The 12,771-nt window shown below is 41.0% G+C and carries 12 protein-coding genes; 4 read left to right on the top strand and 8 right to left on the bottom strand.

All coding sequences use genetic code 11. The annotated features are described in order from the left end of the window. Nucleotides 1-476: 476 nt before the first annotated feature. Complete coding sequence (locus tag EZ437_RS05015) at nt 477-869, top strand: response regulator transcription factor (RefSeq protein WP_131593848.1); 393 nt, start codon at nt 477-479, stop codon at nt 867-869. Nucleotides 870-883: 14 nt separating this feature from the next. On the opposite strand, the gene ku is transcribed toward EZ437_RS05015, so the two are convergent. Then, nucleotides 884-1,657 carry a non-homologous end joining protein Ku gene (ku, locus tag EZ437_RS05010; protein ID WP_131593846.1) on the bottom strand — a complete coding sequence of 258 codons (774 nt, stop codon included), beginning with the start codon at nt 1,655-1,657 and terminating at the stop codon, nt 884-886. An 82-nt stretch (nt 1,658-1,739) separates the two neighbouring features. Here ku and EZ437_RS05005 point away from each other — a divergent pair, with 82 nt between their 5' ends. Continuing rightward, a complete protein-coding gene (locus EZ437_RS05005) occupies nt 1,740-2,216 on the top strand; it encodes a nuclear transport factor 2 family protein (protein WP_131593844.1) in 477 nt (158 codons plus the stop codon). On the opposite strand, the gene hisS is transcribed toward EZ437_RS05005, so the two are convergent. The 3 genes from hisS to pdhA form a co-directional block, all read right to left on the bottom strand. Further along, a complete protein-coding gene (hisS, locus tag EZ437_RS05000) occupies nt 2,213-3,598 on the bottom strand; it encodes a histidine--tRNA ligase (protein WP_131593842.1) in 1,386 nt (461 codons plus the stop codon). The two genes, EZ437_RS05005 and hisS, sit on opposite strands and share 4 nt — an antisense overlap. Nucleotides 3,599-3,773: 175 nt before the next feature. After that, nucleotides 3,774-5,432, bottom strand: a complete 1,659-nt coding sequence (locus EZ437_RS04995) for a pyruvate dehydrogenase complex dihydrolipoamide acetyltransferase (RefSeq protein ID WP_131593840.1) — start codon at nt 5,430-5,432, stop codon at nt 3,774-3,776. Between the two features lie 29 nt (nt 5,433-5,461). Then, nucleotides 5,462-6,457 carry a pyruvate dehydrogenase (acetyl-transferring) E1 component subunit alpha gene (pdhA, locus tag EZ437_RS04990; RefSeq protein WP_131593838.1) on the bottom strand — a complete coding sequence of 332 codons (996 nt, stop codon included), beginning with the start codon at nt 6,455-6,457 and terminating at the stop codon, nt 5,462-5,464. 407 nt (nt 6,458-6,864) lie between these two features. Between pdhA and EZ437_RS04985 the strand changes: the two genes are divergently transcribed. After that, on the top strand, nt 6,865-7,419 hold the full coding sequence (locus EZ437_RS04985) for a C40 family peptidase (protein WP_131593836.1): 555 nt from the start codon (nt 6,865-6,867) through the stop codon (nt 7,417-7,419). A gap of 31 nt (nt 7,420-7,450) precedes the next feature. Further along, nucleotides 7,451-8,578 (top strand): CapA family protein, encoded by a 1,128-nt coding sequence (locus tag EZ437_RS04980; protein WP_131593834.1) that lies wholly within the window; start codon nt 7,451-7,453, stop codon nt 8,576-8,578. Here EZ437_RS04980 and EZ437_RS04975 read toward each other — a convergent pair. From EZ437_RS04975 to EZ437_RS04960, 4 genes are all read right to left on the bottom strand, one after another. Next, entirely contained in the window at nt 8,575-8,760 is a 186-nt protein-coding gene (locus EZ437_RS04975) for a hypothetical protein (RefSeq protein WP_131593832.1), read from the bottom strand. The two genes, EZ437_RS04980 and EZ437_RS04975, sit on opposite strands and share 4 nt — an antisense overlap. A gap of 145 nt (nt 8,761-8,905) precedes the next feature. Next, nucleotides 8,906-11,053 carry a carboxy terminal-processing peptidase gene (locus EZ437_RS04970; protein WP_225869493.1) on the bottom strand — a complete coding sequence of 716 codons (2,148 nt, stop codon included), beginning with the start codon at nt 11,051-11,053 and terminating at the stop codon, nt 8,906-8,908. 157 nt (nt 11,054-11,210) lie between these two features. Continuing rightward, nucleotides 11,211-11,897: a tetratricopeptide repeat protein gene (locus EZ437_RS04965; RefSeq protein ID WP_131593828.1), complete on the bottom strand. Its 687-nt coding sequence runs from the start codon at nt 11,895-11,897 to the stop codon at nt 11,211-11,213. A 31-nt stretch (nt 11,898-11,928) separates the two neighbouring features. Continuing rightward, nucleotides 11,929-12,771, bottom strand: coding sequence for an isoaspartyl peptidase/L-asparaginase (locus tag EZ437_RS04960; RefSeq protein WP_131593826.1), 843 nt, complete (start codon nt 12,769-12,771; stop codon nt 11,929-11,931).

Here is a 12,771-nt window from a genome sequence, read left to right as displayed (position 1 = left end):
ATCAAACATTTCTCAGCATGGCTGTGGATATGAAACCGATGTGAACAGCTTTTATTATTTTCCACACATTTTGTGCCCTCTTCCTCATGATGGTGAAAAGCACTAAAAGGTGTTAATGTAATGGCAAATACCATTAGCAGGACAACTGATAAAATCTTTCTTATATGTAAGGCTGTATGATTCAAAGATCCAAAAATAAGCAATACATTATATGTTTAGCTTACAGCATTTGTAAAATTCCTGTATTTTAATTGATAGGATGTATAAAAAGGAAGGGTGCAATCGCCACAATCACACCCAATCCTAACCTAAAACTAAAACTTATATATAGGACTATGCTATATCAAAAAGGTTTGAATTTAAATCTGATTGATTTACAAATAAATTAGATTAAATTCATTTGTTCATATTTTTTAAAAAAACCATAAACAAATGAATCAACTTGAATATATTTGCATTCTATTAATTAACTGATTTTGGCAAAGAGCTCTAAAGTTTACAAAAATATACTTGTTATCGAAGATAATCACGCTATTCTGGACGTCATTACCTTAATTTTACAAAGTGAAGCCTATAAGGTATCAGGCTTTAATAAGAGCGTTGATATGATGTTACATATTGAAAAAATAAAGCCAGATCTCATCATTCTGGATATTATGTTACCGGATGGAGATGGAAGGGACCTTTTAAAACAACTTAGGTCAGATACAAAAACCGAAAATATTCCGGTGCTGATGATCTCAGCAAGATATACGGAACAAAATGTAGAGCATGGAGAGTTTAAACCCAATGGATTTTTAGCGAAGCCATTTGATATAGATAACCTTTTAGATAAAATTGAAGGCATTCTAGCAGGCAAGACCTATTGAATCAGCTAATCAAGTTAGGCACCTTTTTTACCCGATAAACTTTTCATCAACTGTCCGTACAGGTCGTCACTCAGTTCTTCCCTTGGCTTTAGTTTCTTAACCGTTGCACGTTTTCCTTTAGCTTTCGCCTTTATAATCCTCATCAGCTCCTTACTATATTCGTCATGAAAACTTTCAATATTAAACGCTGAGGTATATTGTTTTATCAATGCGAGACCTACGTCAAGCTCCTTTTTACCAATGGCACTAACATCGGGCAAAGTAAGGTCTTCTTTGTAGGACCTTACCTCTTGTGCAAACCTTATTTTAGTCACCACAAGTACATCCTCCAGCGGATGGATGACGCATAAGTTTTCGGTACTGCGCAAAACAAACCTGGCCAACCCCGCCTTATTTGATTTTATAAGTGCCTTTAAAAGTAATGCATATGCTTTTTTACCTTGCTTTTCAGGTTCTGCATAATAAGATGTTTCATAGTAGATTGGATTGATCTCTGCTATATCCACAAAATTTTCCAGCTCGATCATTTTACTTTTCTCAGGACTCGCATCCTTAAAATCCTCATCGTCAAGGATTACATAATTTTCATTCAACAGGTAGCCCTTTACGATTTTTTCATAAGCAACTTCCCTTCCACTTGATTCATTAACACGCTTAAACTTGATTTTTGAATGATCCTTTTCATCAAGCATATCCAGGTCAAGTCCGCTGTTTTGAACTGCCGAAAAAAGCCTGACAGGAATATTTACCAGCCCAAATCCTATAGAACCTTTCCAAATTGCTCTCATACAATGATATATTAGTTTATAACAAGGTATTGTAGCATTTGTTTTTTACAAAAATGTGTATCTTCCTATAAAAATTGTGTTTATGGACGGCAATAAAGCGCTGATCGAAAAATTCTATACCGCTTTTCAGCAAAAAGACGTAGCGGCTATGCAGAATTGCTATGCCGATAATGCAGTATTTAACGACCCGGTCTTTAGCAACCTAAATGCTGAACAAGTGAGGGCGATGTGGGCCATGCTAATTAAAAGCGGAAAGGATATGCGGGTAGAGTTTAAGAACATTACCGGAAGCTGTAGCGGGGGTACAGCAGAATGGATTGCTTATTATACTTTCTCTGCTACAGGCAATAAGGTCACCAATCGTATCAAAGCATCATTCTTTATTGAAAACGGAAAAATAGTGAGGCATACAGATCGCTTCAGCTTTTATAAATGGGCAAGTCAGTCACTTGGGCTAACAGGCATCTTACTTGGATGGACCGGCTTACTCAGAAACAAAATAAGCAGTAAAGCAAAAAACAACCTTGAGTTGTATATGACTGCCCGGCAAACAGTTTAGTCCTTTAACAGCTCAATGATTTCCTCAGCAGACAATTGCCGTTGTTGCCCGCTATTCATGTCTTTTAAAGTAATCCTGCCATTCTGCATTTCATCACTTCCAATCAGGATTACGTAAGGAATATGTTTGTCATCTGCGTAGCTCATCTGTTTTTTAAGCTTGGCAGATGAAGGATACAACTCCGCGGCTATACCGGCATTCCGGAACTGCTGAAGGATCGGCAGCGCGTAAATCTCAGCAGCTTCATCAAAATTACTGATTAGTACTTTTGTACCTGCGGCGGCAGATTCAGGGAAAAGGTTCAGTTCCTGCAATACATCATAGATCCTGTCGGCACCAAAAGAAATACCCACCCCGGTCAGTCCCTTTAGGCCGAACATTCCGGTCAGGTCATCATACCTTCCACCACCACCAATGCTACCCATAGCCACTTCGTTGGTCTTTACTTCAAAGATACAGCCTGTATAATAGTTCAAGCCTCTGGCCAGTGTAATGTCAAGCGTAATATCCGGTTTTACTACCTGGTCCGCTTTCAGCAGTCCTGTTACGTAAGCAAATACTTTTTCTATTTCTGCTATCCCCGCCAGACCAGTCTGAGATACTGCCAGCACAGATTTTAAACTCCCCAACTTTTGCTCATTTGTGCCATCCAATAAAATAACTGGCTTTAACCGGCTGATATCCGCTTCAGTAAAGCCACGTTCCAACAGTTCTTTAATTACCCCCTCCAGGCCTATTTTATCCAACTTATCGATGGCAACAGTCATGTCTACAATCAATTCCGGTTTTCCCACCACTTCTGCAATACCTGAAAGAATTTTACGATTGTTGATCTTAATAGTGAAATCACTTAGGCCCAGGTTGCTCAGCGCTTCCTGGTAGATCAGGATAAACTCCGCTTCATTTAGCAAGCTGTCAGAACCTACCACATCCACATCACACTGATAGAATTCTCTGTAACGGCCTTTTTGCGGTCTGTCTGCACGCCATACCGGCTGCACTTGAAAGCGCTTAAAAGGTAGTGAAATATCATTTTGGTGCATCACTACATAACGTGCAAAAGGAACGGTAAGATCATATCGCAATGCCTTTTCACTGATAGATGAAGTGATGGCATTAGAATTAGCCTGGGTCAGCAGATCTGGTTTTACTTTAGCAAGGAAATCCCCGCTGTTTAATATTTTGAATATCAGCTTATCCCCTTCGTCACCATATTTACCGGTCAGGGTAGCCAAATTTTCCATCGATGGTGTTTGTATTTCAGCATAACCATATTTTTTAAAGACCTTTTTGATGGTATCAAAAATGTAGTTGCGTTTCACCATCTCCTGGGGAGAGAAATCACGGGTACCTTTTGCTAAAGAGGGTTTGATATTCGACATACGCGCAAAAGTACAAAAAGTAACAGTTATGCTCTTCGTCATCCTTAAATAAAATGCGTAGCATTCTTTAAGGCAAAAAACCAATACCTAATACTGAAAAATTCAGGACGACGTAAAATAAAAAAGGTTGTATGCTCATAAAAGCACACAACCTTCCTAATATTTTAATGCTGTCTTAAACCAATAATCTTATAGGCTCTTCCAGCAAACCCTTAAGCGTTTGTAGGAATGCTGCACCTGTAGCGCCGTCTACCACACGGTGATCGCAACCTAAGCTAAGCTTCATTACGTTACCAGGTACCACAGCTCCATTTTTAACCACAGGAATTTGTTGTATAGCACCTACAGACAGGATCGCACCGTCAGGAGAGTTGATAATAGAGGTAAATTCATCAATACCGAACATACCCAGGTTGGAAACAGTGAACGTAGAACCTTCCCAATCAGCAGGTTGTAATTTTTTGGCTTTTGCCCTTTGACCATATTCCTTAACCTCAGCAGAGATGTGAGATAAAGATTTACCATCTGCAAAACGAACCACAGGCACCAATAGTCCATCTTCTACAGCCATAGCTACGCCAATGTTTGTATGCTCATTGAAGCGGATTTTATCGCCACGCCATGATGAGTTAACCGCAGGATGTTGTTTTAAGGCAACAGCTACAGCCTTGATGATGATGTCGTTAAATGAAACCTTAACCGGGGCTACCGTATTGATAGCAGTACGTGCAGTAATTGCATTGTCCATATCAATACTGATGTTCAGGTAGAAATGTGGAGCAGTAAACAAGCTTTCCGCTAAACGTTTAGCAATCACTTTACGCATTTGCGATACCGGTTTCTCTGTATATTTCTCTTCACCAATATATTGAGGGATACTTGGTGCAGATTTATCAGCAGCAGCCGGAGCGGCACCTTTATCAGCACTTGCCGCAGCAGGCTTGAAATTTTCTATATCTTTTTTAATGATTCTGCCGCCATCAGCACTGCCAGCCACTTGCGCAAGGTCTATCCCTTTGTCTTTAGCAATTCTTTTAGCCAGTGGAGAAGCTTTTAAACGGTCTCCCGAACCTAAAGCAGGAGCGTCCTCTTCTTTAGCTTCAGCAGTTTTTTCCGCCACAGGCACATCTGATTTTTTATCGGCAACGGCTTTTGCCGGAGCATCACCCTGTGCCAGGATACCGCTAATGTCAGTTCCCTCAGGACCAACAATTGCAATGATTCCATTCACTTTCGCCGCCTGCCCTTTCTCAACACCGATATGCAATAGCGTACCCGATGCATAGCCCATCACTTCCATGGTAGCCTTATCGGTTTCCACATCTGCGAGGATATCATCATCCTTTACCTTATCGCCTACTTTTTTATGCCATTCAGCAATTACGCCTTCAGTCATGGTATCACTTAACAAAGGCATACGGATCACCGTAACACCCATTTTTTCAATGTCAGCATCAGTAAGTCCACCTGCGGCAGGGGCATCAGAACTGCCTTTAGCTTCCGCAGCAGGCTTATCTTCTTTAGCTGGTTTCTCTTCCTTAGCAGGTTCAGCAGACGAGCCACTTTCTGCATCCAGAACAGCTTTATAATCTTCACCCTCCTTACCTACTACAGCAATTACCGCATCAACAGGAACAGCCTTACCTTCTTCTACACCAATGTAAAGTATGGTACCATCCCAATATGATTCCAGATCCATGGTCGCCTTATCGGTTTCCACTTCGGCCATAACATCACCGCTTTTTATTTTATCGCCAACTTTCTTATGCCATTTCGCCATCACACCTTCGGTCATGGTATCGCTCATTTTGGGCATTCTAACTATTTCAGCCATTCTATATATCTATTGAAATACTTTCTTAATTAATCATGTATATATGGATAGTCCTGCTGCATATACACATCAGTGTATAGTTCAGATACCTCAGGCCATGGAGATTCCTCAGCAAATTTCACAGACTCATCCACCGTCTGTTTCACCTTTGCTTCGATCTCTTCAAACCATGCCTCATCAGCATATTTTTCTTTAACGATCACCTCTCTTACCTGCTCAATCGGGTCTTTGGCTTTATATTCTTCCAATTCGTCTTTAGTACGGTATTTAGCCGGATCAGACATTGAGTGTCCACGGTAGCGATAAGTCCTCATTTCTAAGAACGTAGGTCCTTCACCATTCCGTGCACGCTGAATTGCTTCATCCATTGCATTGTGAACTGCCACAGGGCTCATTCCGTCTACAGGTGCGCAAGGCATGTCAAATCCAAGACCAATCTTATAAATCTCCGTCATATTTGTGGTACGCTCTACGGAAGTTCCCATGGCATAACCGTTGTTCTCACAAACAAATATCACCGGAAGTTTCCAAAGCATTGCCATATTAAAGGTTTCATTCAGTGCACCCTGACGAACGGCACCATCTCCCATGTAGCAAATATTTACATTGTCTGTACCTTTGTATTTCTCAGCAAATGCAATACCGGCACCCAAAGGGATCTGGCCGCCTACAATTGCATGTCCGCCATAAAAGTGGTGCTCTTTGCTAAACATGTGCATCGAACCACCTTTACCTTTAGAGCAGCCAGTAGCTTTACCATACATCTCAGCCATGATACTGTTAGCGCTTACGCCCAGCGCCAATGCATGCGCATGGTCCCTGTAGGTAGTGATCATAGAATCACCTTGCTGCATGGCAGAAATAGCTCCTGCTACAACGGCTTCCTGGCCAATATATAAATGACAGAATCCACGAATTTTTTGTTGTCCGTAAAGCTGCCCGGTTTTTTCTTCGAACTTGCGCATCAGCAACATCGACTCAAACCACTTCAGATAGGTATCCTTATTTATTTCTACTGCACTCATTGTTGGGTGTTGATTTTTATTTACGAGAACAAATTTACTTTTTTTATTGAAAGAAATGGAACAAATGATCGTAAAATCGACACTAAGCTATAGTAAATTTAGTAGTTAGTCCGCATACGACGTCTGGATCAACATACGTATTCCTGCACACAGGCAAATTAAAAGCATACAGTTTAGCAGACCTGCCATCATAAGTTGCAGCTAAACCATTAACAACAAAAATTTATATGGCTTGCCATTTTAAAAAATGAAGAAGATGTCAATAAATAATGTTAATAACTTTTAACAATATACCTGTAGCATTTGGATAAGTTTTACAAAATACATATGTTTGTCACCGAAACAATAAGCCCGCAGTGGTGTACGTTTAAGTGTAAGTGCTTATAACCCAAACTTAACAGTATAACATGATAAAAAAGTTTTTGTTGTCTACCATCATCGTATTGTGCGTCCTTTCGGCTGCAAACGCACAAACAAAAACAAAAGAAAGTACCAAATTAGAAGATCCGGACAACCTTGCCTCACAATATTTTTCTCAGGTGATGGGTGTGGCGATGGATGCAACTTCCAACATAAAATTATATAAATTCATTTACGAATGGATCGGCACACCATACAGATTTGGTGGAAATACACAAAAAGGCATCGATTGTTCGGCCTTTACAAAAGCTATTTACGATAAAGTTTTCAACACTACCATCTTAAGAAACTCACGCGATATCTTCAGTATGGTCAATCCGCTTCCTAAAGATGAACTGAAAGAAGGCGACTTGGTATTTTTCAAGATTAAAAGCAGAAGCATCACCCATATTGGCATCTACCTGGGTGACAATCGCTTTGCACACGCATCTTCTACCCGGGGGGTTGTTATTAGCAACCTAAATGAACCTTATTATTCAAGATATTTCTATAAAGGCGGAAGAATAGTTGAAGGCCTTAAAGAAGACCTGATTGAAGAATAACCATTCTTTTCACACCCTTAAACACCACGTCATGCTGAATTTATTTCAGCATCCTAAAATTTGGTTATTAGCACTTATAATAACACTATCCAGTTGCCAGCTTGGCAATAGTTCCATTGCCTCAGTAGACATTCCTGTTCTCCATCCATACGTCAATCCCGATACCTCCATCAAGTTAAAGGACACAATTAACATTATTGCCGTAGGCGATATCATGTTGGGCTCACCTTATCCTGTTAAAACCAACCTGCCCTCAGACGACGCGGTTCACAGCTTCAGAAAAGTAAATGATTTTTTAAAGGGCGATGTGATATTTGGAAACCTGGAAGGCTGCTTTCTCGACACCGGCAAGTCTGTCAAATGCAAGGACACGCTTAGTACCAGCTGTTATGCTTTCAGGATGCCTGTTAGGTATGCTTCAATTATAAAAAAAGCAGGTTTCAATGTCATGAGTATTGCCAACAACCACATTGGCGACTTCGAAGACACTGGCAGAAAACGAACAATGGATGTGCTCGACTCTTTAAACATCAGCTATGCTGGCCTGCAGTCGCACCCTTATGCATTTTTCGAAAAGGACAGCGTCAAATATGCATTTTGCGCCTTTGCTCCTAATCAAAATACCCTACAAATCAGCAACATCGACAGTGCAAAAGCACTGGTGAGCCGCTTAAAGCAGCAGGCCAATATTGTCATTGTATCCTTTCATGGCGGCGCCGAAGGCTCCCTTCACGAGCATGTACCTAAAAAGGACGAAATATACTTCAAGGAAAACAGGGGCAATGTATATGCCTTTGCCCATGCAGTAATCGATGCGGGGGCAGATGTAGTATTGGGCCATGGGCCTCACGTTACCCGTGCCGTTGAAGTGTATAAAAATAAATTCATAGCCTATAGCCTTGGCAATTTCTGCACATTTGGAATGTTCAATCTCAAAGGCCCCAATGGCATTGCACCCTTGCTCCAGCTTAAGGTAACCAGTAAAGGCGATTTTCTCTTTGCCGATATTGTATCCGTAAGGCAGGATAAGGTAAAACGTCTTAACCTTGATCCCGCCTATGGTGCTTTCAAAAAGATGAAATACCTTACTGATACTGATTTCCCCGGCCACAGGCTCATTTTCTCAGGCAGCGGAAGAATTCAGCAGAAACCGGACTAGGCTTCGTCCTTTGTATTTTTAACCAAGCCTATGCCTGATACAAAAAAGATCAGTCCGATTACGCCAATCACGATCAGCGAAGTATAAGTTGCACTATGGTTGATCAGTGCATATCCTGCATAGATCAGACCAATAATTCCTAGTATGGTAAGGATGGTGCCAAAAGTACGTTTTACATTCATAGGACTATATGTTTATTCTTCATCAAGCAATATCTATGCCCCAAACAAACTATGCCATCAATTGTGGTCATTGATTGATGATATTACTATTTCAAAATAGATGAAAACAAAGGGCCTGCTTTAATCTGCAAGCCCTTTATATTTTTTACTTATGAAAACTTTGCTGGGTTTTTACCAGTCCTGTATTCGGATTTGTAAAACGCATAAAATCAGCTATCACCTGCAAACTCTCATCCTCAACAAAGTCAAAGCTCTCCGCTTTAGTGATCTTATCCCCTTTCTTAACAGCCGGCAAACCTCTTGATGCCCTTAGCAAATTCATGCGTTGAAGGGCTTTCGCTTCCAGGCTGTCACGTTCTGCTTTTAGCTTAGTCTGGTTCAACGAAACCGAAACTTCAGTATCACGTTTTTTAAGGTCAGCCAAATCTTCATTCAGCATTTTATAATCCAGCGACTTCGCCATTCTCTCTTTATGCAATTTCACCAGCTCCGGAGTTACAGTACCCAGGTTCGCCACAGGTGTAAAATTCGATTTCGATACCACATCCCATGGTAAGGCAGATATTTCTGTATCCTCACCTATTTTATCCATAGGATACAGCGAAGGAAACTCGATATCCGGCACGACTCCTTTATGTTGTGTACTGCTGCCGTTTACCCTGTAAAACTTAGCCATAGTCAGGTTGATCTTTCCAAGTTCAGTTGCAGCATCATCTTTGCCTTGTGTACCTTTTACCAATGCGGCCAGCTTGTTTAAAATAGACGGATTTACGATATCGTTCATATTGATGGAAGACTGAACGGTACCTTTTCCATAAGTTTGGGTACCCATAATAACACCTCTTCCATAATCCTGCACCGCACCAGCAAATATTTCTGAAGCTGAAGCACTCAGCCTGTCAATCATTACACCAAAAGGACCACTCCATGCAACACCAGCATTCGCATCATCGCTCACTTCAACTTCATTTTTAAGATTTTTAACCTGTACTACGGGCCCTTTATCAATGAATAATCCGGTCAGGTCGATCGCTTCTAGTAAGGAACCGCCTCCATTACCTCTTAAATCCATAACGATAGCATCTACTTTGTCCAGCTTCTTTAAAGTATCTATCAGCAACTTCACATCACGAGTTGTGCTCTTATAATTCGGGTCTCCCGCTTTCGCCGCTTTAAAATCCGCGTAAAATCCCGGAACTGTTATGATCCCGATTTTATAGGGTTTGCCATTTGAACTGATTGTTCTAACTTTCTTCTGCGCACTCTGGTCTTCCATCACAATTCTTTCCCTTACCAGTTCAATGATAACTGGCTTGGCCGACATTTCCTGGCCTACAGGGATAATCTTAAGCCTTACTTTAGTGCCCTTAGGGCCTTTGATCTTGGAAACAGAATTCTCAATTCTCCAGCCTACAATGTCTTCAAATTCTCCTGCACCCTGCGCTACACCGATAATTCTGTCGCCAGCACTCAACTGTTTGCCTTTAAAAGCCGGGCCGCCTGGAATAATTTCAGCAATTTTCAGGATTTCATTTTCCAGTTGCAACCTTGCTCCGATCCCTTCAAATGAACGGGCCATTTCCTCATCAAACTGCTGGGCATTTACAGGATTAAAATAATTGGTATGCGGATCTATGGCCTCTGTGAAAGAGTTCATGACCATTTGGAATACATCCTGATTGTTAATCTTGCCAGACTGTGATTTTAAATTATCATAGCGTTTTGTTATCGTTTCAATGTTCTTCGCTTCAGTGGTTCCCGCAATTTTTAAATTAAGCAATTCATATTTTACGCGTTTCTTCCAGATCTCATTCAAGGCAGTTTCTGATGCTGTCCAGGGCATTTTCTCACGGTCAAAGACATAAGTGTCATTCTGACTGAAATCAAACTTGGTTTTAGACTGCACCAATGCATAGTTCAGGTAGTCATTGTATCTTTTCAAATAAACATTAAAGATATAGAAGGGCGCACTTAAGTCGCCGTTTCTAAACTGATTGTCCAGTTCGTATCTGAACTTTTCAAATTCCTTGATATCCGTAGCAGTAAAATAATATTTGGAAGGGTCAAGGTCTTTAATATATCGGTCCAGCACCACTGAGGAGATGGAGTCATTGACTTTTATTTTCTTATAATTATACGTTTCTATCAGCTTTACTATCTCTCTGCAAACCAACGCTTGCTTTTCATCCGGTAGTATATTACTAACACCCGAAACCATTGGCTGAGGTTGTGGTGAGGCGTGACATGCTATAACAGCTGCGGTAAAGGTTACCAATAATATTCTTTTCAACATCTCTTTTACTGTTTTAAAATCCATTCTTATTATTCCACACTAATATGATACCAATTTCCCAAATAAAGAGAAAAGAGACAGTATTATTACTGTCTCTTTTCTGTAATCTTACCAAAGCTATTAATTACAACGCAAAAAACATTAGGTAAGTGATTTTTTATGATTGCTTTTTAGCTGATATTTTAGCTGGGATCAATGCGCGCGCTTCCCTGATCTGGCTTTTAAACTGCGTCGTATTGGCCGAACGCGCCAAAAGTTCAGCCCGGGTCAGATCTCTTGATGCCATTGTATATTCCTTTTTCCTGATCTTCACATTCGCAATACCCAGCACCGATTCAATATAGGCAGTGTTATTTCCTATTTGCCTGGCCAAAATACCTTGTTGGGTATAGAACCACATGGATTGCGTGTATTTACTCGATGCCAGGTAAATTTTCCCAAGCTGACTATATGATTCCATCTGTCCGGCTTTACTACCGATCTTTGAATAGTTTTTTAATGCTACATTCAGCACGACCTGTTCTGCTTCTGTAAAATGGGCCAACTGAAAGTGAACATTGCTCAGACGCATTAAAGCACTTCCATAACGGACGAATTGCCTGGCACTGTTATATTCAAATGCAGCTTTTCCAAAGAGGGTTACCGCCTCATCAAGCTCCCCTTTACGTTCGTTTTTTTCAGCCTCAGCAAAATAGGTATTTCCCTCACTTTCATCCAGATTAGATACCACAATATTTATCGCACTATTAGGTGCATGAGGATCTTCAGCCAATGAATGGCCCGCCTGACTCATTGCCCGAACAGAAATAAACAGTAAAATAATTGCTAACCAACTCTTATTCATAAAGTAAAGATAACAAAAGTATTACACAACTCTATATAAACACCTGCAAACTTTCATCATAAGATGCCCATACCATATAAGGATGCGAATCGGTATGAAAAACCGCTCCTTTGGCCGATATGCCTATCACCCCTGCAAATCCATCGAAAGACTTAAGCTCTGCAAAGGACTTTTCACAGGCTGCCTGCAAAGTAAAGCCATCTGTGACCCGGGTAACGATCCTTGCCGCAAGGGCCGTATTTACGATGTCTTCACCTACTCCTGTACAGGAAACACCTGCGTATTGATTGGCAAAATTACCTGCCACAGTAGCTGAATCGCTCACCCTGCAGGGTATTTCAAAACCTTTTCCACCCGTAGAAGTGCCCACGGCAATATTGCCTGACGCATCCATTGCTACGCAACCTACAGTTCCTTTTCGGTTATGCTGATCCAGCTTTGCTTCATATTCAAACTGCCTTTGCGGGGTGATGGGATTAAAGAATTCAACTCCGTTCTTTATCGCAAAATTAAATGCCCCCTCTCCGCTCAGTACACTGTCTTCATAATCTAGTAATATTTGGGAGATCTGTATAGGATTTTGTACGTTTTCTATGTTAATGACCCCACTAAAGCGCTGGGTCTTTCCGTCCATTAATGAGGCGCTAAGCCGAACTTTTCCATCGCTTTGTATCTGCGAGCCTAAGCCGGCATTAAACAGCTCATTGTCTTCCAGCAGACTGACCGCATAAACCACTGTCTGAACCGCATCGTGTGTTTGAAGGTAATCATAAGCCTGCGTCACAATCGAGGACAGTGCATCCTGCTTAGCTTTTTTTGTCTCCTGATTGGTTGCGGATTCGCTGAAGAACCCTCCGTGAATAATTATTTTCAT

This window comes from Pedobacter psychroterrae, assembly GCF_004331695.1.
Taxonomy (GTDB): Bacteria; Bacteroidota; Bacteroidia; order Sphingobacteriales; family Sphingobacteriaceae; genus Pedobacter; species Pedobacter psychroterrae.
Note: the sequence above shows the minus strand (reverse complement) of the source record. Positions and strands in the feature narration are given on the sequence as shown.

Excerpts from the sequence above, each read along its gene's own strand:
- ku (WP_131593846.1), bottom strand. The coding sequence starts at position 1,657 with ATGAGAGCAATTTGGAAAGGTTCTATAGGATTTGGGCTGGTAAATATT.
- EZ437_RS04985 (WP_131593836.1), top strand. The coding sequence starts at position 6,865 with ATGATAAAAAAGTTTTTGTTGTCTACCATCATCGTATTGTGCGTCCTT.
- EZ437_RS05005 (WP_131593844.1), top strand. The coding sequence starts at position 1,740 with ATGGACGGCAATAAAGCGCTGATCGAAAAATTCTATACCGCTTTTCAG.
- EZ437_RS04975 (WP_131593832.1), bottom strand. The coding sequence starts at position 8,760 with ATGAATGTAAAACGTACTTTTGGCACCATCCTTACCATACTAGGAATT.
- EZ437_RS04960 (WP_131593826.1), bottom strand. The coding sequence starts at position 12,771 with ATGAAAATAATTATTCACGGAGGGTTCTTCAGCGAATCCGCAACCAAT.
- EZ437_RS04980 (WP_131593834.1), top strand. The coding sequence starts at position 7,451 with ATGCTGAATTTATTTCAGCATCCTAAAATTTGGTTATTAGCACTTATA.
- EZ437_RS04965 (WP_131593828.1), bottom strand. The coding sequence starts at position 11,897 with ATGAATAAGAGTTGGTTAGCAATTATTTTACTGTTTATTTCTGTTCGG.
- EZ437_RS04970 (WP_225869493.1), bottom strand. The coding sequence starts at position 11,053 with ATGTTGAAAAGAATATTATTGGTAACCTTTACCGCAGCTGTTATAGCA.
- hisS (WP_131593842.1), bottom strand. The coding sequence starts at position 3,598 with ATGTCGAATATCAAACCCTCTTTAGCAAAAGGTACCCGTGATTTCTCT.
- EZ437_RS04995 (WP_131593840.1), bottom strand. The coding sequence starts at position 5,432 with ATGGCTGAAATAGTTAGAATGCCCAAAATGAGCGATACCATGACCGAA.
- pdhA (WP_131593838.1), bottom strand. The coding sequence starts at position 6,457 with ATGAGTGCAGTAGAAATAAATAAGGATACCTATCTGAAGTGGTTTGAG.